Origin of the sequence: Pectinatus sottacetonis, assembly GCF_015732155.1 — a bacterium.
Taxonomy (GTDB): Bacteria; Bacillota; Negativicutes; order Selenomonadales; family Selenomonadaceae; genus Pectinatus; species Pectinatus sottacetonis.
Window position 1 is genome coordinate 1,284,297 of record NZ_WIQK01000001.1, and the last position, 20,327, is coordinate 1,304,623.

At 35.4% G+C, this 20,327-nt stretch carries 19 protein-coding genes; 17 read left to right on the plus strand and 2 right to left on the minus strand.

Annotated elements, in window-relative coordinates:
- Window positions 1-37 precede the first annotated feature (37 nt).
- The 7 genes from I6760_RS12705 (at window position 38) to ablB (ending at window position 5,442) form a co-directional block, all read left to right on the plus strand.
- Window positions 38-274: a hypothetical protein gene (locus I6760_RS12705; RefSeq protein ID WP_231036115.1), complete on the plus strand. Its 237-nt coding sequence runs from the start codon at window positions 38-40 to the stop codon at window positions 272-274.
- Between the two features lie 14 nt (window positions 275-288).
- Window positions 289-927 carry a class II aldolase/adducin family protein gene (locus I6760_RS05940; RefSeq protein ID WP_196593539.1) on the plus strand — a complete coding sequence of 213 codons (639 nt, stop codon included), beginning with the start codon at window positions 289-291 and terminating at the stop codon, window positions 925-927.
- A 78-nt stretch (window positions 928-1,005) separates the two neighbouring features.
- On the plus strand, window positions 1,006-1,848 hold the full coding sequence (locus I6760_RS05945) for a class II fructose-bisphosphate aldolase (protein WP_196593540.1): 843 nt from the start codon (window positions 1,006-1,008) through the stop codon (window positions 1,846-1,848).
- A gap of 13 nt (window positions 1,849-1,861) precedes the next feature.
- Complete coding sequence (locus I6760_RS05950) at window positions 1,862-2,542, plus strand: triose-phosphate isomerase (protein ID WP_196593541.1); 681 nt, start codon at window positions 1,862-1,864, stop codon at window positions 2,540-2,542.
- Window positions 2,543-2,559: 17 nt separating this feature from the next.
- Window positions 2,560-3,075, plus strand: coding sequence for a YjbQ family protein (locus tag I6760_RS05955; protein ID WP_196593542.1), 516 nt, complete (start codon window positions 2,560-2,562; stop codon window positions 3,073-3,075).
- 222 nt (window positions 3,076-3,297) lie between these two features.
- Complete coding sequence (gene kamA / locus I6760_RS05960) at window positions 3,298-4,566, plus strand: lysine 2,3-aminomutase (RefSeq protein WP_196593543.1); 1,269 nt, start codon at window positions 3,298-3,300, stop codon at window positions 4,564-4,566.
- A gap of 15 nt (window positions 4,567-4,581) precedes the next feature.
- Window positions 4,582-5,442: a putative beta-lysine N-acetyltransferase gene (ablB, locus tag I6760_RS05965; protein ID WP_196593544.1), complete on the plus strand. Its 861-nt coding sequence runs from the start codon at window positions 4,582-4,584 to the stop codon at window positions 5,440-5,442.
- 63 nt (window positions 5,443-5,505) lie between these two features.
- On the opposite strand, the gene I6760_RS05970 is transcribed toward ablB, so the two are convergent.
- On the minus strand, window positions 5,506-6,921 hold the full coding sequence (locus tag I6760_RS05970) for an alanine/glycine:cation symporter family protein (protein WP_196593545.1): 1,416 nt from the start codon (window positions 6,919-6,921) through the stop codon (window positions 5,506-5,508).
- A gap of 179 nt (window positions 6,922-7,100) precedes the next feature.
- On the minus strand, window positions 7,101-8,441 hold the full coding sequence (locus I6760_RS05975) for a threonine/serine exporter family protein (protein ID WP_196593546.1): 1,341 nt from the start codon (window positions 8,439-8,441) through the stop codon (window positions 7,101-7,103).
- A gap of 259 nt (window positions 8,442-8,700) precedes the next feature.
- Here I6760_RS05975 and I6760_RS05980 point away from each other — a divergent pair, with 259 nt between their 5' ends.
- The 10 genes from I6760_RS05980 (at window position 8,701) to carB (ending at window position 20,302) form a co-directional block, all read left to right on the plus strand.
- Window positions 8,701-9,576, plus strand: coding sequence for a LysR family transcriptional regulator (locus tag I6760_RS05980; RefSeq protein ID WP_196593547.1), 876 nt, complete (start codon window positions 8,701-8,703; stop codon window positions 9,574-9,576).
- 180 nt (window positions 9,577-9,756) lie between these two features.
- A complete protein-coding gene (locus tag I6760_RS05985) occupies window positions 9,757-10,656 on the plus strand; it encodes a DMT family transporter (RefSeq protein WP_196593548.1) in 900 nt (299 codons plus the stop codon).
- Between the two features lie 26 nt (window positions 10,657-10,682).
- The gene (locus I6760_RS05990) at window positions 10,683-11,345 is read left to right on the plus strand and encodes a hypothetical protein (protein ID WP_196593549.1); all 663 of its coding nucleotides are present in this window, start codon (window positions 10,683-10,685) and stop codon (window positions 11,343-11,345) included.
- A 32-nt stretch (window positions 11,346-11,377) separates the two neighbouring features.
- Entirely contained in the window at window positions 11,378-12,220 is an 843-nt protein-coding gene (mutM, locus tag I6760_RS05995; RefSeq protein ID WP_231036117.1) for a DNA-formamidopyrimidine glycosylase, read from the plus strand.
- Between the two features lie 25 nt (window positions 12,221-12,245).
- Complete coding sequence (coaE, locus tag I6760_RS06000; RefSeq protein ID WP_196593550.1) at window positions 12,246-12,851, plus strand: dephospho-CoA kinase; 606 nt, start codon at window positions 12,246-12,248, stop codon at window positions 12,849-12,851.
- Window positions 12,818-13,468 carry a lytic transglycosylase domain-containing protein gene (locus tag I6760_RS06005; protein WP_231036118.1) on the plus strand — a complete coding sequence of 217 codons (651 nt, stop codon included), beginning with the start codon at window positions 12,818-12,820 and terminating at the stop codon, window positions 13,466-13,468. Before coaE ends, I6760_RS06005 begins: the two co-directional genes overlap by 34 nt.
- Before the next feature lie 183 nt (window positions 13,469-13,651).
- On the plus strand, window positions 13,652-14,611 hold the full coding sequence (locus I6760_RS06010; protein ID WP_407947297.1) for an aspartate carbamoyltransferase catalytic subunit: 960 nt from the start codon (window positions 13,652-13,654) through the stop codon (window positions 14,609-14,611).
- Window positions 14,595-15,884 carry a dihydroorotase gene (locus I6760_RS06015; RefSeq protein WP_196593551.1) on the plus strand — a complete coding sequence of 430 codons (1,290 nt, stop codon included), beginning with the start codon at window positions 14,595-14,597 and terminating at the stop codon, window positions 15,882-15,884. The genes I6760_RS06010 and I6760_RS06015 overlap by 17 nt, the downstream gene beginning before the upstream one ends.
- A 120-nt stretch (window positions 15,885-16,004) precedes the next feature.
- Entirely contained in the window at window positions 16,005-17,072 is a 1,068-nt protein-coding gene (locus I6760_RS06020) for a carbamoyl phosphate synthase small subunit (protein WP_196593552.1), read from the plus strand.
- A gap of 2 nt (window positions 17,073-17,074) precedes the next feature.
- Window positions 17,075-20,302, plus strand: coding sequence for a carbamoyl-phosphate synthase large subunit (carB, locus tag I6760_RS06025; protein WP_196593555.1), 3,228 nt, complete (start codon window positions 17,075-17,077; stop codon window positions 20,300-20,302).
- Window positions 20,303-20,327 lie beyond the last annotated feature (25 nt).

A 20,327-nucleotide genomic window follows, 5' to 3' on the forward strand; every position in this document is an offset into this window, starting at 1 on the left:
GGTCATAATAACAGATAAGTATATCTTATTTGGGTTTATGGGACGGTTCCAAAAATATAGATATGACAAAATAAAGTATTTTAAAGTAAGAGAAGCAAGATATTCTAGAAATATGTTTATCAGGATAAATAAACCATTACTAGGAAAGGGAAGATTTTGGATAAATGCAAATGGTTTTAATGATAGTAAAGAATTATATGAATATATAATTAATTTAGAATATAAAATACATCCGCGGTCATTAAAGAGTATTGCTAATAATCAGTATATATAAATGGGGGAGAAAAATTGTTTGAACAAGAAAAAAGAAAAATTATTGAGACTGGCATAAAAATAGACAGATATGGATTAATTGCCCTTTCAGGGGGAAATATAAGCTGTCGTATGCCGACCGGTGAAATTTTATTGACTCCTTCTGGGATGATATATGAAGAACTTACAGAAAAAGATATTTTAGTAGCGGATATCAATGGAAAAATATTGGAGGGCAAAAGACGTCCTTCGGTGGATACATTAGCATTAATATATATATACAGCAATATGCCGAAGGTAAATGCGGTTATTCATACTCATCAGCCTTATGCCACAGCAGTTGGACTTATTGCGGATGAACTGCCATGTATTCTTACTACTCTTGCAAATGCGGTGAAAGGCAGTGTTAAAGTCTGTCCGTTCAGTTCTGCTGCTAATATACAAATGGGAAAGGAAACAGTAAAAAATATTGGTGACAAATTGGCAGTAATATTAAAAAATCATGGAGTAATATCTGTGGGAATTGATTTAAAACAAGCTCTTTGTGCGTGTGTTTATTTGGAAGAAGCAGCCAAAACATATTTAGCAGCCAGAGCTGTAACGGCAGATATAGCCCAACTTACTGAAAAGCAGATAATTGAAGCAGTGGAAGTATTTAACCATTATGGGCAATAGCTGACGGATAGATATCATATTGCAGGTAAGTTAATACATTGACTAATAATTATACGTTGGAAAAAAGGGGTAATAAAAATGCTGGTATCAACGAGGAAAATGCTCAAAGAAGCTAAGAAAAAGGGCTTTGCCATACCATCAGTCAATTTTGTCGATCAAATAACAGGCAAAGCACAACTTGAAGTAGCTGAAAAATATGGATTGCCGCTGATCTTATCCTATGCGCAGGCACATAGGGCATATCAGAGTATAGAAGAAGCGGCACTGCTGGGGAAATTTTATATAGAAAAAGTAAAAGTACCAGTAGCACTGCATTTAGATCATGGTATGGATATTGATTTTATAAAAAAAGCCATTGAAGCAGGTTTTACATCTGTTATGATCGATGCTTCGCAAAAAGGTATTAAAAAAAATATAGAAATGACAAAAGAAGTAGCAGATTTTGCCCATAAGCATAATGTAGTAGTGGAAGCAGAAATAGGCCATGTTGGAACAGGTGTTAATGTCGGACAGGGAGAAACAGATGTAGATGATGATAGTATTTATACTACAGCAGAAGAAGCAAGGCAGATGTCTGAGCAGAGTGGAATAGACAGCCTGGCGGTTTCGATAGGCACAGCGCATGGTCTTTATAAAGGAACACCCAAGATAAATTTTGCAAGATTAAAAGAGCTGTCTGAAGCTGTAAAAATTCCGCTGGTATTACATGGTGGTTCTTCTTCTGGTGACAGTAATTTAGAGAAATGTGCTTTGAATGGTATTGCCAAGATAAATATATATACAGATTTTGTAGTAAATGCTTATAAAAATTTACAGAATAATGATTATGATGATTATTTTGCAGCAAAAAAATTATTAGAAAATGGCATCAAAAATACGCTGGAAAATTATTACAAAGTTTTCCATACGCAGAAAATATAAAGGATGTGGCAGAATGAAAAAAATAAGAATACCGTTTTTTATGGTAAATCCAAAATCATATTTATATGGAGATAAATTACTGGAACTGGCGTTGGAAGCAGATAAAGAAGCAGAAAAAAGAAACTTTGATGTTTTTTTTACTGTACCATTTGTAGATTTAAGAAATATTGCTGAACATACAAAAAACCTTATAGTTACAGCTCAGCATATGGAGCCATTGACTCCCGGACGAGGGATGGGTCATATAATTCCAGAGGCTTTGAAAGCAGCCGGTGCACAGGCAGTTTTTTTGAATCATGCAGAAAATCCCTTGAAAATGGCTGATCTCGTAAAAGATGTCAAAATGGCAAAGAAATTAGGTTTATATACAGTTGTTTGTGCTGATTCTGTGGAAGAGGCTAAAGCAATAGCGATGATGGCACCTGATATTTTATTGTGTGAACCAACAGAGCTTATAGGGACGGGTAAAGTAAGTGATAAATCATATATAAAACAAACCAATGAAGCCATAAAAAGTATAAACAAGGATATACTTATAATGCAGGCGGCAGGTATAAGCACTGGAGAAGATGTATACGAAACAATAAAAAATGGTGCAGATGGTACAGGTTGTACCAGTGGTATAGTGTGTGCAGATAATCCTAAAAAAATGGTAAAAGAAATGCTTGATGCGATAAGCAAAATTATTAATTAAATAAAAGGGGAACAAAAATGGCTGCATATATAGAAACAATTGAAGTATTATCAAATGGAAACAGAGTGTCATACCATGAAATAACAAAGCAGGTACGTGAGATAGTCCAGAAAAGCAAAATAAAAAATGGCATAGTAGTGATAACATCAACACATACTACATGTTCAGTTATATATGAAGAATATTCCCATGATCTTAATTATTGTGGTGATGAATATTTGCAAGTGGATTTTAATAATATTTTAGAAAAAATAATTCCACGCTGTCTGACGGAAAATCAATATTATCATCCCGGTCCTCAGCATGTGGCTTTTGGGGAAAAGGATTGTGAAAAATCACTGGTTCCTGACCGCCGGTCATTGTTAAATACCGAAGCTCATTTAAAAGCTTCTTTAGTGGGAGAAAGTGTAACTAGTGCAATAGAAAATGGGATTATACAGATAAATCAGGTAACAGGTTATTACTATTTTATTGATTGGGATCAAAATCGTCCCAGAAAAAGAATATGTAAAGTAGCTGTTATGGGGGAATAAATATTTTTTAATAAAAAGTATTAAAATAAGTTGATTTTATAATAAAAAACTCTTTTAAGCTTAATGATAATAAGGTTTGTATCATTTTGCGGAAAAGAGTTTTTTTGTGTAAACTAATAGTTTGAAAAGGTAATATACTAAGTGTAAATTTGACATACTAACAACTTTGATATAAAATTAAATTGTTAGTTAATAAACTTTGGGACAGGAAAGGATGATATAATGAGCCTAACTCTGGAAATAAAGTCCAATCACCCAATATCGGTTGAAGATCAGAAAAAATGGAATGACTGGCATTGGCAATTAAAAAATCGTATAATGACTTTGGAAAATCTGAAAAAACATATTAATTTGACAAATAATGAAACAAAAGGTGTACAAAATTGTTTAAAAAGTCTGCGAATGGCAATAACGCCTTATTATGCATCATTAATAGATGCAGATGACCCCGAATGTCCGATAAGAAAACAAGCGGTGCCATCAGCAAAGGAACTTTCCCATTCTGTTTATGATTTAGATGACCCGTTGTCTGAAGATACTGATTCACCTGTTCCGGGTATAACACATCGTTATCCTGACAGGGTTCTTTTTTTGGTTACTAACCAGTGTTCTATGTATTGCCGTCATTGTACGAGAAGGCGTTATGCTGGTACGACAGATGAACCACGTTCTATAAAAGAAACTTTAGCTGCCATTGAATATATACGTGAACATGAAGAAATAAGAGATGTATTAATTTCAGGAGGAGATCCATTTGTCCTAAACGATGAATATTTAGAAAATATTTTACAGCGGCTGCGTAAAATTGATCATGTGGAAGTAATAAGATTTGGTACCAGGACGCCAGTAGTCATGCCGCAGCGAATAACAGATGATCTTTGTAATATGCTCAAGAAATATCATCCTATATGGATAAATACACATTTTAACCATCCTAAAGAAATAACACCTGAAACTAGGAAGGCATGTGAAAAGTTGGCAAATGCAGGAATTCCTGTGGGGAATCAAACTGTTTTATTAAAAGGGATAAATGATTGTCCTTATATAATGAAAAAGCTGGTACAAAAATTAGTGCAGATACGAGTTCGTCCTTATTATATGTATCAGTGTGATCTATCTAATGGCATAGAGCATTTTAGAACGCCGGTTTCTAAAGGAATTGAAATAATGGAAATGCTGCGGGGGCATACTTCGGGATTTGCAGTACCAACATATGTGATTGATGCACCAGGCGGCGGCGGAAAAATACCTGTAGGACCGCAATATCTTATTTCAATGTCGGAAAGTAAGGTAATATTAAGAAATTATGAAGGAATCATAACTACTTATGATGAACCTAAAAACAAAGAAACACATTGCCATCATTGTGGGATTTGCGGTGAAAAATCAGCTGATTTACGTAAAACAGGTTTAGAAAAATTATTTTGTGAGAAAAAGAGAAGCCTGGTTCCCAACGATAATAATCGCCGTAACCGTCGTAGTAATTTTTAATTTGGGGAGATTTTTATGCAGATGAATGCGGTAGTAAATAAAAATTTTTATATAGAAAAATCATCTCAACAGTTGGAAGTAAAGCTGTTAGTAGATTTTATAAACAGGCGGTTAAAAGTGGTAAAGTATCGCTGTAGTGACTATGATATCTTATGCCGGGAACTTTATCGCACAGCCCAAAAATATAAATTGGAAAAAATTTTGCTTATAGCTAAAAGTGATGACTGGAAAAAATTTTTTGTTAAAAGTTTTGTTTTAGAAGCACTTCATCCGGCTTTTTATGATGGTGAAGATGGTTTTCATATGTCATTGTTTTTAGCGGCAGATAGATTTAAAGCAGAAAATTATATACTGCATAAGAAAATATTGCAGACTGTTATAAGTCATCCTAAAAGTAAATTAAAACCTTTGGGACAGGATTTTTCTATAGATAGTGTGGCCAGAAATGATATAAAAGAATTGACAGAACTTTATAGTAAAATATTTAAAACTTATCCAACACCAATAAATGATCCAGATTATTTTAAAAAGATGCTGCACAAGGACTATATTTTTAAAGTGGTTCGTTATAAAGGTAATATAGTAAGTGCGGCGTCACTGGATATAAATATGACCGATAAAAATGCGGAACTTACTGATTGTGCAACACTTAAAGATTATGGCGGAAAGGGCCTCATGGCTAACATAATAAAGGCATTGGAACAGGAAGCAAAACAGAAGGGCCTGCGGACAATATATACAATTGCTAGAGCATGTTCCATAGGAATAAATAAAGTGTTTTATAACCAGGAATATGAATATTGCGGTCAGCTGATAAAAAATTGTGATATCTGTGGACAATTTGAAGATATGAATGTTTGGTCAAAAATTATATAATAAAAAACAAAGGTAATATCAACAAAAAGTTAAATTGATACTACCTTTGTTTTTTATAAAATTTTATTTATTGTTTTTCCACCATACAATACCATCTTGTTTGGGAAGAATACTGGCATCAAAGACAGGCGTCTTTATGCCAGCTTTTTTTTGTTTTGTATAATCATTTAAAGTGATACAAGCTTGTTTGGAAAGTCGTAGTATTGCAATTATATTAGTTATTGCCATAAAGGCCATAAATAAATCGGCCAGGTTCCACACCAGGCTGAGCTTAGCAATAGAACCAAAAAATACCATTAGTATTACTAAGATGCGAAAGAGATTTAGATAAACAGGATTATCAGAAAGATGTTTTATATTTATTTCACCGTAATAGTAATTGCCAATAATAGAAGTAAAAGCAAAGAGAAATACAATGATAGCCATTGCACTTAAGGCCGCATTACCAAAATACAGAGATAGATCATGTTGTACTAATTGCACACCGGTCAGCCCGACAGTGGAATAATCTCCTGTAATAAGTATAATAAATGCTGAAGCGGAGCAGATGAATAAAGTGTCAACAAATACACCAAAAGCCTGGATAAGACCTTGTTTTGCTGGATGTTCAGCATCGGCAGTTGCTGCGGCATTAGGAACAGATCCCATACCGGCTTCATTGGAGAAAAGACCGCGCTTTATACCTGTCATTATAGCAGCGCCAAGTCCGCCGCCAATAACTTGGTCCATTCCCCAGGCACTTTTGAAGATAATAGTGAAAATGAGCGGAAGTTTAGCAAAATTATAAATGCAGATTCCAAGGGCAACCAATATGTATATACCAGCCATTATGGGAACCATGTATTCAGTTATTTTAGCAATTCTGGACATTCCGCCAAAGACCATTAAAGCAGAAATGAGGCCAATTACAATACCGGTGATTGTCTTATCAAAGCCAAAAGCAGTCTGCAGTGATAATGATATGGTGTTAGCTTGTACTGAATTAAAAATAAGTCCATAAGTAATACTTATAAGAATAGCAAAAAATATTGCTGTATGTGGAGCATGAAGGGCATTTCTTATATAATATGCTGGACCGCCTAAGAAACCGCCTTTGCCATCCTGGCGGGGAACTTTATATATCTGTGCCAGGGTGCTTTCTATAAAACCGGTAGCTGCCCCCAAAAGGGCAATTATCCACATCCAGAAGATAGCCCCCGGGCCGCCGGTGACAATAGCAATAGCAATACCAGCAATATTTCCTACACCAACACGGGAGGCGGTGCTTACGCAAAATGCCTGGAACGATGAAATACTGTGGCCTTCAGTCTTGGTACCAACACTATCCGTTATTAGACGGAACATTTCTGTGAAATAACGTATTTGAACAAAATTAGTTCTTATTGTAAATATAAGACCTGCACCTATGAGTAATATTATGAGTATATAACTCCATAATATGCCATTGATTTGTGAAACTAAGTTGTTAAGTATATCCATTACAACACCATCCTTAAAAATTATAGATAATAAATATTTATACAAAGTATTTATTATTCGTGTGAAATGGATAAAACCCTTTTTTTTATTTTACGAAACATTTATTTACTTAATATATATGCATAAATTATATTTATTACTTAATTATTTATTAAAATTATTATATGATATTAAAAAAGTTATACAGTGGATTTTTTAAAACACATGCCTTTTCTTTTTTGCAGAAGCTGTTTAAAATGTTCTTTTTTACTGTGACCAAGATAGCCCCTAGCAAATATATTAGGAATAGCTATTCCTACTGCTATAGCTAGAATAGTAAGACTTGCGATAACGCCACTTTGAAATAGCTGCATAAAAGAAGCAATATCCATTGTGCTTATGTTTATAAAACCGAACATAAGGCGATACATAAGCACACCGGGAATCATGGGAATAACAGAGGGCAGGGTTATTACATGAATCGGTGTATGGACGTAATGTACTACTTTTATTGATAGACAACTTACAAGCATCGCGCCTATAAAAGAGCCCATAGGCAGTCCCATATCTAAATTAAAATTAACAAAATTTCTAGTACATACGGAAATAATTCCACCAAGTGCGACCACCCATAAAAGTCTTCTGGGAACATTAAATATTGTAGAAAATCCCACAGCAGCAATAGCAGCTGCTACTGCGTAGACAAGAAAAGAGCTGTTTGGGCGAGTATTTATCATAGTAAAATCAGTTACATAGCAGATTTTTATAGCTAAAACAATGCCGAAACTCATACTGCCTACCATTAATATAGTGTTTATGGCGCGGGTCATTCCAGAAACAATGTAATTATCAAGTAAATCGTCGACAGCATTTATCAGAGGAATACCAGGAACAATAAATAAAGAACAGGCTAAAAGTGGATGCCATGGAGTAAGTGAACCGGGAAGTAAATGTGTCAGATAAGCAAGGGTGGTAGCAGCAAAAGACGAAATAGCAATAGAAGCATAAGGGTTGATATTGCAGTTATTGCATAGAAAACGTATCCTGAAACCGATCATAGCACAGAATGCTGTATAAAAGAAGGCTACCCAGTCACAGCCAAATAGTTTACAAAAGCCGCCACATGCAAAACCGGCACCAATTGCAACAAATGTAGAGATATATTCTTTATGAGATTCTGCTATTTTTTTTAAATTGGCTTCATATTCATCAAGCGAATAATTTTTTTCCATTGCTGTCCAGGATAATTTACTTAATGCTGATATTTTTTTCATATCAATAGAATGGCGCAGGCATTTTTGGAATTTTGTTATAGAGTGATTTCCATCACTGATGCTGATCATTATTGTAGTATAAGTTATATGAATGTGCAGTGCCTTTTGGGGAATCATCATAAACGCAGATACTCTTTTCATCGTTCGTGCTATACGACTTGTATCGGCAGCACTTTCCATTAATATTTGACCTGTTTTGAGAATTAATAAAAGCTTTCTGCCAATTTCAAAATATGGATCATCAATATAAGTTTCTTCTGTAATCATGGTATCATGTCCTTTTAAATTTCGTATAGTGTATACATAATTTTATCCATAATGGTAAAAGAGTCAAATTACTATTTTATGAGATATATATTCCCAAATGTAATACACTATACAGACTGGAAATATATTATAAAAGAGACTATAATCAATACAGAAGTGTAATTATTTTTGAATTATAGGGATATAAAGGAATAATCATTATTACTATAAGAAACTATTATTATGATAAAATATCATAATAATATAAACAGGAGATAAAATGGAACTACAACAATTGGAATATTTTTTGGCGATAGCGCATATTGGAAATTTTACAAAAGCAGCTAAAGCTGTGTCAATAACACAATCTGCACTTAGCCGTTCCATTATACGTTTAGAAAAAGAACTCGGAGTTAAATTATTAAATCGTAGTACAAAGGAAATATCTCTGACACATTACGGGGAAATGCTGTTGACCCATGCAGAGAGGATTGTAAAAGAAGAAACAGCGGCCAAGATGGAAATATTTAAACCGGACCGGCAGATAATAAATTTATCATTTCTACATTCTTTGGGGAGTTATATAGTTCCCAAGCTTATAGGTGAATTTAGAAAAACGCATCCCCAATGTAAATTCAGATTGTATCAAAATAATTCTACCGTTTTGACAGAACAACTTATAGAGGGAAAGGCCGATTTATGTATTTGCTCTAATTTGTTAATGAATGAAACTATAGGATGGCTGCCGTTATGTTCAGAAGAGCTATTTGTTATAGTTCCAGCAGATCATCCTCTAGCAAAAAAGAATAGTGTTAATTTAAAGGAAATTGCCAATGAATCATTTATAACACTTAAACCATTTTATGGATTAAGGCTCTTAGCTAATCAGCTTTTTGATATGTCAGGGATGTCACCACATATAGAATTCGAAGGTGACGAAATTGTTACGGTGGCTAATCTAGTAGCAGCAGATCTTGGTGTATCGCTTATTCCTAAGATACCGGGATTAGAATATCTGAATTTAAAGTTTTTAAAATTATCTTCACCACATTGCCGGAGAACTATAGGTATAGCTTGGGACACAAGCCGGATGCTATCGGCATCAGTTTATGAATTTCAAAAATTTGCCTTAAATAGTTTTTCTGATGATAAATAATAGTATTAATAAAAAATAATTTTTTATAGAAAATTGATTTTATTTATATAATATGTTATTATTAGCCACACAGCCGCGGGTGTATATATACCGCGGCTTTTATGCTTAAAAAATAAGTTGTGTATGATAATATTAGTTATAAACAATATTATCAACAATGATATGTAAGAAGGAAAGAAATTGGGAAATAAAGGTTTGATTTTGGCAATGGGAGCAGCATTAGTTTTTAGTATAATGAATTTAATGGTAAAGGAACTCAGTGGGTCAATGGGCAGTGGGGAAATAGTTTTTGGTAGAAGTATAGTAGGAGTAGTTATTCTTTTGTTAATAATGAAAAAATATGATATTAAATTTTCCCATAAGGATATACCATTGCTTATTTTTCGCGGGACTATGGGAGGAACAGGAATGTTTCTTATTTTTACTGCAATATCTGGTATGCATTTGGGCGATGTTGCCATATTACAGCAACTATCAGCGATATTTGTAATATTTTTGTCGGCATTATGGCTGAAGGAAAAAATACCGTCAAAGGCTATACTGCCGTTAGTAATTATCATCGCAGGGACAATATTACTGCTGCGTCCATGGGAATATAATTCTTTTTCTTTTTATGCAATATTGGTAATTTTGGCAGCGTTTTTATCGGCAGTTGCTTATACTACTATTCATAAATTATTTCAAAGTGGTGGGCATAACTCATGGGAAATCGTATTCTATTTTCTTTTATGTAGTACAGTCATTGGTCTGACCACTATGTCAGAAAACTGCCATATGCCTAGCAGTTATGAGATAGTATTAATGATAGGTATAGGAGTGGCTTCTTTATTAGCCCAGGCCTTAATGACACAGGCTTACGGGACTTCAAATACGGTGCTAGTAAGCTTTGTCTTATATCTGGGAGTTTTTTTTAATATCCTGTGGGGATATTTATTTTTCGGGGAAATAATGCATATATTATCAGTAATAGGTGGACTGTTAATAATAGGTGGCTCTATATATTTGACGTTAGTTAAGCAAAAAAATAATAAGAAACGAAAAAAACATGTGTATAGGCAGAGTGGCAGCAAGTTGGATTAAAAATAATTAATTATGGAGAGGACCATATGAAAGAAAATTTTATAAAATCAGGAAAAAATATAAAAATATACATTATGGTATTTATAATATTAATATTCTCATCAGGAGTCATCTTTTATAAAGCTTACTGGTTAAAAACACCACAGCACTCTATAGAGATAATAATGGAAGCAGTAAGGGAGCATAATACAGAATTATTTAACAAACATGTAGATGTTGACAATATAATAAGCAGTGCTTACGATGTATATTTTGAAGTTTATTTTTCTAATGATTCTTTTATGAAAAATAATCCATTGAGAGGGCTAGCACAAGGAATAGTTAAAATGACTAAAACTATGGCGGTTAATAAAATAAAAAAAGAAATAAATACCTACGTAAAAACAGGGAAATGGCAGAATGAGCCAAATAAAAGGGAAAGTGCAAATAAACAGTTAATATCAGATAATGGAACTACAAGTAGTAAAATAGGTCTGAAAAATATTGAATTTCATAATATTGCTTATACAAAAGTTAGTGGCAGTACAGCTCTTGTAGGAATTGATATATATTTGACAGATAAAAATAAATCAATGATTTTGGAATTGGAAATGGAAAAACTGTCTGATAATACCTGGAAAGTTACTGGAATAAAAAATATGAAAGAGTACATGAAGTTTATTGAGTTGAGGGCAGAAAATGTAAAATAAGTAAAACTGTTGCAAATAAAATAGTAAAAGGAATGATTTCAATGCCGGAAATGCCTGAAGTTGAAAGTATTAAGCGAACGCTGGAAAAAAATATAAACGGACAAGTTATAAAAAATGTTATAGTATTGCTGCCGCGTATGATAAAGTATCCTGACAGTATTTCTTATGTAAAAATGCTTAGTGGACATAAAATAAAGCAGATACAAAGACGTGGCAAATATCTTATAATGCAGATGGATAATGAGATAATGGCAGTATTTCATTTACGGATGACGGGAAGACTTTGTTACGTAAATAAAAATAAGCAGGAAGATAAATACGAAAGAATTATTTTTGAATTAAATAATGGAGATAAACTTATTTATGCAGATACAAGAACTTTAGGAACATTATATTGTATAAAACCGGGAGAATTAGATAAGATAAAAGGTTTGTATGAACTAGGGCCAGAACCATTGTCGGCAGAATTTACTTTAGAATATTTACAAAGTAAATTAAAAAATAATAGGGGGAAAATAAAATCATTTTTATTGAACCAAAAAAATATAGCAGGTCTGGGAAATATATATGTAGATGAGTCGTTGTTTTTGGCAGGTATATATCCAGAAACCAAAGCATGCAATATTAATAAAAAAAAGGCAGGAAAATTAATAGAAGCAGTTAATAAGGTAATAAAGGATGGAATAAATGACGGAGGAACTACTTTTCGTGATTATGTTAATGGCAAGGGAGAAAAGGGAACTCATCAGGAAAAACTATTTGTTTATGGTCGGGATAAAAAACAATGTAAAAAATGTGGTACAATAATAGAAAAAATAAAAGTCGGAGGACGGGGGACATGTTTTTGTCCTCACTGCCAGAAATTAATAAAATAAAAATTATTATGAAGGATATCATCAGATGTATAAGATTGGATTAACAGGCGGAATTGCCTGTGGAAAAACGACAGTATGCTCTTTTTTGCGACAAGAAGGAGCTGCAATAATTGATACAGACAAAATTGCCCATGAGTTGGTACAGCCCGGTGGTGCTTTGTGGCAGGCTTATTATGACCATTTTGGGGAAAAAGTATTAGCAGCAGATAATACGCTTGACCGGCGTATGATAGGCAATATCGTATTTGCAAATATAAAAGAAAAGGAATGGATAAACGCTGTAAGCCATCCGTTGATTTGGGAAAAAGTTGATAAAAAAATAAAGGAAATAGAATTATCAGGAAAAAAAATAGTTATTATTGATGTACCACTTTTATTTGAAACAGGATGGGATAAGTTTGTTGACGAGATATGGGTTATATATGTTGATAGAAAAACACAATTGAAGCGGCTGCGGCAAAGAAATGGCTATACTTTTGCTGAAGCAAGGCATCGCATACGGTCACAGATGTCCCTGCAGTTGAAAATAAAACTGGCAGATAAGGTAATTAATACGGTTAACCCATTGGAAATAAATAAAAAAAATGTAAAAAGATTATGGCATGCCCTTGTGAACAGGCTGGATATATGATGAGTAATACCAAAGATGAGTCTACAAGTTATGTAATGCGCATTATTCAGGGGTTTATGATAATGCTGCTGTTTTTAACAGTGACTTTTGCCGGCATTTATGAGGGACTCCAGACACACGTAATAGAAAAAGTAGAAAAAAAATATTTCTATCCCTATCCGTATGAACAAGTCATTAATAAATATGCGCAAAAATATAATATGGACAGTACTTTAGTTGCCGGTATAATTCTGGCAGAAAGTAAATTTGTACCAAATGCAAAATCGCACCGTGGAGCTATCGGTCTCATGCAGATAATGCCGGAAACAGGGCAGTGGATAGCTAAGAATATAAGTGATAACAACTATACGGACGATAAATTGTACGATCCGGAAACTAATATTCGGTATGGTGTATGGTATTTGGCATTTTTAATGCGAGAATTCAGGCATAATGAAATATTGGCTGTTGCAGCTTATAATGCCGGACATGGGCAAATTGAGCAGTGGCAGCAGATTTATCATTGGGGAAGAAATTTTGCCGATTATAAAAAAATACCTTATAAGGAAACCAGGGATTATGTAAAAAGAGTATTAGATAATAGAAAATCATATAAAAAATTGTATTCCCCAAATTAGTTATAAAATATTGACAATTAAAGTCTTTGTGTGCTATTATTTTAGCAATATGGTATTACCCTTTAATAAAATCCAGCGAGGTTGAAAGGGAGCTTTTATAATGAACTGATGGGATAGCTATGCTTTCTTATGCCTTGCGCATGAGAAAGCTTTTTTTTATATATAAGAAAAGGAGCAGATATAGTGGAAAATAAGAGTGTTTCACTTAGGGGCAAAAATATTTTAGGACTGGAATATTTTTCTCCCGATGAAATTGAATTGGTACTGCAGACAGCTAAGGAAATGAAAAATATCATTCATCGTGATATAAAGAAGGTTCCTGCTTTACGGGGGAAAGCTATTGTTAATTTATTTTATGAACCTAGTACCAGGACACGATCTTCTTTTGAACTTGCTGGTAAATATTTGGGAGCAGATGTGATAAACATAACGGCTAGTTCCAGTAGTATAGTAAAAGGAGAAAGTTTACGAGACACTCTGCTGACAGTTGAAGATATGGGGATTGATGCTATTGTTATGCGTCATAAAGCTGAAGGTGCAGCGGAATATGCAGCCAAAGTAGTAAAACCAGTAATCGTTAATGCCGGTGATGGAGCACATGCCCATCCTTCGCAAGGTCTGCTCAATTTATTTACTATAAGACAGTATAAGGGTGGGTTTAAAGGCCTGAAATGCGCAATAATAGGAGATGTTCTGCATAGCCGAGTAGCGCGCAGTGATATCTGGGGAATGAGAAAAATGGGAATAGAAGTACATTTAGCGGGACCCAGAACATTGATGCCGCGTTTTTTATATGAAGAAGAAGGTATCTTCATCCATGATCGGATAGAAGAAGCTATTGAAAATGCTGATGTTATAAATGTACTTAGGATTCAGCTGGAACGTCAAAAATCAGGACTTTTCCCTTCAACAAGAGAGTATGCCCGTATTTTTGGCCTTAATAAAAAAAGGTTATCACTGGCTAAAAAAGATGTTTTGATTATGCATCCGGGACCAATGAATAAAGGTTGGGAAATATCTCCTGAAGTTGCATACAGCAGTAATTCTGCTATTCAGGAACAGGTTAAGAATGGGGTTGCTGTGCGTATGGCACTTTTGACACTTATTTTGACAGGAGGAAAAAATAGTGAAATTATTGATTAAGGGCGGACGAGTTATAGATCCAGCTAATAAAATAGATAAAACAGCTGATGTACTTATAGAAAACGATAAAATTGCTGCAGTAGAGGAAAATATAGTGGCTGATGATGCAAAAGTAATAGATGCTGCTGGTAAAATAGTAGTACCGGGACTTATTGATATGCATACGCATATGCGGGAACCGGGACAAGAATCAAAAGAAGATTTTGCTTCAGGTTCAAGGGCTGCAGCAGCCGGTGGTTATACTACTATTGCAGCTATGCCTAATACAAAACCCGTTGTAGATAATTCTATTTTAATAAAAGGACTTAAGCAGCGGGCCAGGGAAGATGCTGTAGTTAATATTGAAATAATCGGGGCTTTGACTAAAGGACAAAAGGGAGAAGAACTGGCAGAAGTCGGGGATATGAGCCAGGCTGGTGCAGTAGCTTTTTCTGATGACGGACATTATGTACAGAAAGCAAACGTCCTGCTTAATGGATTAGATTATCTGAAACCTTTTCATAAAATAATAATATCACATGCCGAAGAGCCTACTCTGGTTGAAGATGGTATTATGAATGAAGGTAAAAGAAGCGCAATGCTCGGAGTGAAGGGACGGCCTGCTGTTTCTGAAGATATAGCAGTTATGCGCGATATATTACTGGCCGAGTATGCCGATGCCCCCATCCATATAGCCCATATCAGTACAAGGAAGGCAGTAGATTTTGTCAGACAGGCAAAGAAACGTGGCGTTAAGGTAAGTGCTGAGGTTACACCGCATAATCTTACAATGACAGAAGATATGGTAGATCTTACTGATTCAGCAACTAAAGTTAATCCACCGCTGCGTACAGATGAAGATCTGGCTGCGATGATAGAAGGACTTATTGATGGAACGATTGATAATATAGTAACGGATCATGCCCCGCATGCTGAAGAAGAAAAAGATAGGGAATTCAGATATGCTCCGAGTGGTTTTCCCGGCTTAGAAACAGCATTAGGTGTGTTGCTGACAGATCTTTATCATACTGGAAAAGTTGATCTGCCGCTTATTATAAATAAAATGACAGCTGCACCAGCTGAATTATTTGGCCTTGATAAAGGAACATTGAGTAAAAATGCAGTAGCTGATATAACGATAATAGATACAGAAGAACAATGGACCGTTGATGAAGATAAGTTTTATACCCGAGGTACTCACTCACCATTTGCTGGAAGAAAATTAAAGGGAAAACCAGTTATGACTATCATTAATGGACGAATAATTATGCAAGATGGTATAATTATAGAATAATCTACTTGAGTATGATAAAATATTTAGATTTAAGGTAGCAGGCTTTCCGATATACACTGTTTGGAGATAAAAGAAAGAACAGTGTGAAGGTAATAACTGATGATTACGGAGGTGCTTTATTTGAAAGGTAAATTGATTCTTGAGGACGGCAGTACTTTTACTGGAAATTTGCTGGATGACAGATTAGCAACCGGTGAAGTTGTATTTAATACAGGAATGACGGGATATCAGGAGATACTTACGGATCCTTCCTATTGTTCGCAAATTATAACATTGACATATCCGCTTATAGGAAATTATGGTACGGCTGAGAAGTTTAATCAAAGTCGTAAATGTTTTGCTAATGGCCTTGTAATAGGAGAATTGTGTGAGGCGGGTAGTAACTGGCAGAAGGAAAATGAATTAGCACAGTTCCTGGAGGATAATCAAATCCCTTGTCTTTATAATGTGGATACGCGGGCGTTGACACGTTGCCTGCGCTCATCAGGAACAATGAAGGGAATTATTGTTTGTGAAGATACGCCAAAGGCAGAATGTGAAAAATTAATGGCTTTACCAATTGATAAAAAGACAGTTAAAAAAGTGACAACACCTGAACAATACGTACTTGATAATAAAGGAATGCATATCGTAGTAATGGATTTTGGTATAAAGAGACATATGCTGGAATCAATGCATGAAAGAGGCTGTAAAATTACAGTTGTTCCGGCATATACGACGTCAGAAGCTGTTTTGGCACTGAAACCTGATGGTATATTTTTGTCTAATGGGCCGGGAGATCCTAAAGATGTAATGGATATAGTAGAAACTATTAAACAATTAATTGGTAAAAAGCCTATTTTTGGTATTTGCCTGGGACATCAATTAATTGCATTGGCCAGCGGGGCCGATACTTATAAATTAAAATTCGGACATCGTGGGTCTAATCAACCAGTAAAAGATTTGCGGACAGGACGTGTGTACATTTCTTCCCAAAATCATGGCTATGCTGTAAATAAAAAGTCGTTGGAAAAACTACCTTTTGTTATAACCCATATTTCTATGAATGATGGTACAATTGAAGGAATACATCATAAAAGTTTACCATTATTTTCAGTGCAGTACCATCCTGAAGCTTCACCGGGACCGGATGATAATACATATCTATTTGATGAATTTTGTGCAATGATGAAGAAAGGAGCAAATTAATCGTGCCGAAAAAAGAATATCTGAGGAAAGTTATGGTAATCGGTTCCGGCCCGATAATTATTGGTCAGGCAGCAGAATTTGATTATGCGGGTTCGCAGGCTTGCCGGGCACTCAAAGAAGAAGGATTAGAAGTAGTTTTGGTAAATAGCAATCCAGCTACGATAATGACTGATACACATATCGCAGATCGTGTATATATAGAACCGCTGACAGTGGAGTTTTTAGAAGAAATAATAGTTAAAGAAAAACCGGATGGTCTTCTGGCTACTCTGGGGGGACAGGCCGGATTGAATCTGGCAGTAAAACTACATGAACGTGGTGTTTTGAAAAAACATAATGTAGAACTTCTAGGTACACCTTTAGAGGCAATAAAAAAAGCAGAAGATCGCGAATTATTCAAGGAAACAATGCAGAAACTTGGTGAACCAATACCGGAAAGTAAAATTGTAGAAGATGTGGATGCGGCAGTAAAATTTGCCAATGAAATAGGATATCCGATAATAGTCCGCCCGGCATATACAATGGGCGGAACCGGCGGCGGTATAGCAGACAGTGAAGATGAACTGGTAGAAATCGTTATACGTGGCTTGAAATATAGTATGATCGGGCAGGTACTCATAGAGCGTTCTGTTGCTGGCTGGAAAGAAATAGAATATGAAGTGATGCGCGATGGTAATGATAACTGTATAACTGTATGTAATATGGAAAATTTTGATCCGGTAGGTGTTCATACCGGCGATAGTATTGTAGTTGCTCCTTCACAGACATTGACTGATCATGAGTATCAGATGCTTCGTTCGGCATCATTACGTATTATTCGTGAACTAGGGATAGAAGGCGGCTGCAATGCCCAATATGCCTTGGACAGCAAGACCAATAATTACTATGTTATTGAAGTAAATCCGCGTGTCAGCAGGTCATCGGCCTTGGCATCAAAGGCAACAGGTTATCCTATTGCAAAGGTTTCGGCTAAAATTGCTATAGGATATACTCTTGATGAAATAACCAATGCGGTAACGCAGAAAACCAAAGCCTGTTTTGAACCGGCATTGGACTATTGTGTGGTAAAGTTTCCCCGCTGGCCGTTTGATAAATTTGTTTTAGCTGATCATACGCTGGGTACACAGATGAAGGCAACCGGAGAAGTCATGTCAATAGACCGTAATTTTGAAGGAGCTATTTTAAAAGCTGTACGGTCTTTGGAAATAGGAGTCAATCGTTTATCCATGGAGCATGTAGCGGCATGGACGGATGCTGAAGTCATTAAAAAATTAGAGCTGATTAACGATGAAAGAATATTTGTCATTGCGGAAGTACTGCGCCGTAACATTGCATCGGTTGATAAAATAAATGATATAACAAAGATAGATAAATGGTTTATAAGAAAAATAAAGAATATTACTGATGTTGAAAATAAGCTCAAGGCACAGCAGTTAACGAGAAAATTGCTTCTGGAAGCCAAAAATATCGGTTTGGCTGATAAATCCATAGGAGAAATAACGGGAAAAAATATGACAGATATACGTAATACACGCATATCTATGGGCATAAAACCATGCTATAAAATGGTTGATACCTGTGCGGCTGAATTTGAGGCTGCTACGCCATATTATTACTCTACTTTTCATGCCCAGGAAGATGAAGTTAAGACTTCATCTAAGAGAAAAGTAATAGTTTTGGGTTCTGGTCCCATCCGCATAGGGCAGGGAGTAGAATTTGACTATTGCTCGGTACATTCTGTATGGGCTTTGCGTGAAATGGGGATAGAAGCAATTATCATCAATAATAATCCAGAAACAGTAAGTACAGATTTTGATATTTCGGATAGACTCTATTTTGAACCATTGACGGCAGAAGATGTGCTGAATATTATTGATAAAGAAAAACCTGAAGGTGTAATAGTTCAGTTTGGTGGACAGACAGCAATAAACCTGGCGGCTGATCTGCAAAAAGCAGGTGTAAAAGTACTAGGAACAGCTGTTGACGATATCGACCGTGCTGAAGATAGAGAACGTTTTGATGAACTACTGGAAAAAATACAGATACTGCGTCCGCGTGGAGAAAGCGTGACTAATGTCGCTGATGCAGTAAAAGCCGCAAAAGATATCAATTATCCGTGTGTTATCCGTCCATCGTATGTTTTGGGTGGAAGAGCGATGGAAATTGTCTATAATGAAACAGAACTGCGTGATTATATGGCACGGGCGGTTAAAGTATCACCGGAACATCCTGTACTCATAGATCATTATATGCAGGGACGGGAAGTAGAAGTTGATGCTATTTGTGATGGCACTGATGTGGTTATACCAGGAATAATGGAACATATTGAACGTGCCGGAGTACATTCGGGTGACAGTATTGCAGTCTATCCGCCGCAGACACTTTCTGCCAGAGTAATATACACGATAGTTGATTATACTAAAAGGCTGGCATTAGGGCTTAACGTAAAAGGCTTGATGAATGTGCAGTATGTAATACTTAATGAACATGTTTATGTAATAGAAGTAAACCCCCGCTCAAGCCGTACTATACCATTTCTTAGCAAGGTGACAGATGTAAAAATGGTCAATATAGCTACGAGAGTGGCCCTGGGACATTCGCTGAAGGAAATGGGTTACCATTCAGGGCTGATAACACCTAAACCATATGTAGCATTAAAAGCGCCAGTATTTTCTTTTGCTAAAATGCAGGATGTGGATATTTCACTTGGGCCGGAAATGAAATCGACTGGTGAAGTGATGGGGATAGATTATCATTATTCACGAGCTTTATATAAAGCAATAACCGGGGCAGGAATGAATATCCCGAAAAAAGGAACAATATTATTCACAGTTGCTGATAAAGATAAAGAGGAAATGCAGCAACTGGCTAAGGCTTTCTTTGAACTGGGATTCAAGCTTGTAGCTACACAAGGTACAGCAAAAGCTATTGAAAAAATGGGGATAAAAGTAGATGTCGTAGGAAAAGTACATGAAAGTAAAGGCGATATTTTACAAATGATAAAAGCCGGTAAGATAAATATGGTAATAAATACACTTACTCCGGGCAGGGCTTTTGCCAAAGATGGATTTAAAATACGCCGCTCGACAGTAGAACATGGTATTGCATGTTTGACAGCCCTTGATACTGCATGGCAGGTATTGCGTGTTTTATCGTTTATGCGTGAACGCCGTCTCGTTTATGCATTAGCATTACAAGACTATATTGGCGGTGGCGATGATCTTGCCTGAATGATTGAATATAGTTTTTTATAAT

Bases quoted from the DNA above. Each gene is read 5' to 3' on its own strand.
- I6760_RS12705 (WP_231036115.1), top strand. From the start codon at position 38: ATGGGACGGTTCCAAAAATATAGATATGACAAAATAAAGTATTTTAAA.
- I6760_RS05945 (WP_196593540.1), top strand. From the start codon at position 1,006: ATGCTGGTATCAACGAGGAAAATGCTCAAAGAAGCTAAGAAAAAGGGC.
- I6760_RS05950 (WP_196593541.1), top strand. From the start codon at position 1,862: ATGAAAAAAATAAGAATACCGTTTTTTATGGTAAATCCAAAATCATAT.
- I6760_RS05955 (WP_196593542.1), top strand. From the start codon at position 2,560: ATGGCTGCATATATAGAAACAATTGAAGTATTATCAAATGGAAACAGA.
- kamA (WP_196593543.1), top strand. From the start codon at position 3,298: ATGAGCCTAACTCTGGAAATAAAGTCCAATCACCCAATATCGGTTGAA.
- ablB (WP_196593544.1), top strand. From the start codon at position 4,582: ATGCAGATGAATGCGGTAGTAAATAAAAATTTTTATATAGAAAAATCA.
- I6760_RS05970 (WP_196593545.1), bottom strand. From the start codon at position 6,921: ATGGATATACTTAACAACTTAGTTTCACAAATCAATGGCATATTATGG.
- I6760_RS05975 (WP_196593546.1), bottom strand. From the start codon at position 8,441: ATGATTACAGAAGAAACTTATATTGATGATCCATATTTTGAAATTGGC.
- I6760_RS05980 (WP_196593547.1), top strand. From the start codon at position 8,701: ATGGAACTACAACAATTGGAATATTTTTTGGCGATAGCGCATATTGGA.
- I6760_RS05990 (WP_196593549.1), top strand. From the start codon at position 10,683: ATGAAAGAAAATTTTATAAAATCAGGAAAAAATATAAAAATATACATT.
- mutM (WP_231036117.1), top strand. From the start codon at position 11,378: ATGATTTCAATGCCGGAAATGCCTGAAGTTGAAAGTATTAAGCGAACG.
- coaE (WP_196593550.1), top strand. From the start codon at position 12,246: ATGTATAAGATTGGATTAACAGGCGGAATTGCCTGTGGAAAAACGACA.
- I6760_RS06005 (WP_231036118.1), top strand. From the start codon at position 12,818: ATGGCATGCCCTTGTGAACAGGCTGGATATATGATGAGTAATACCAAA.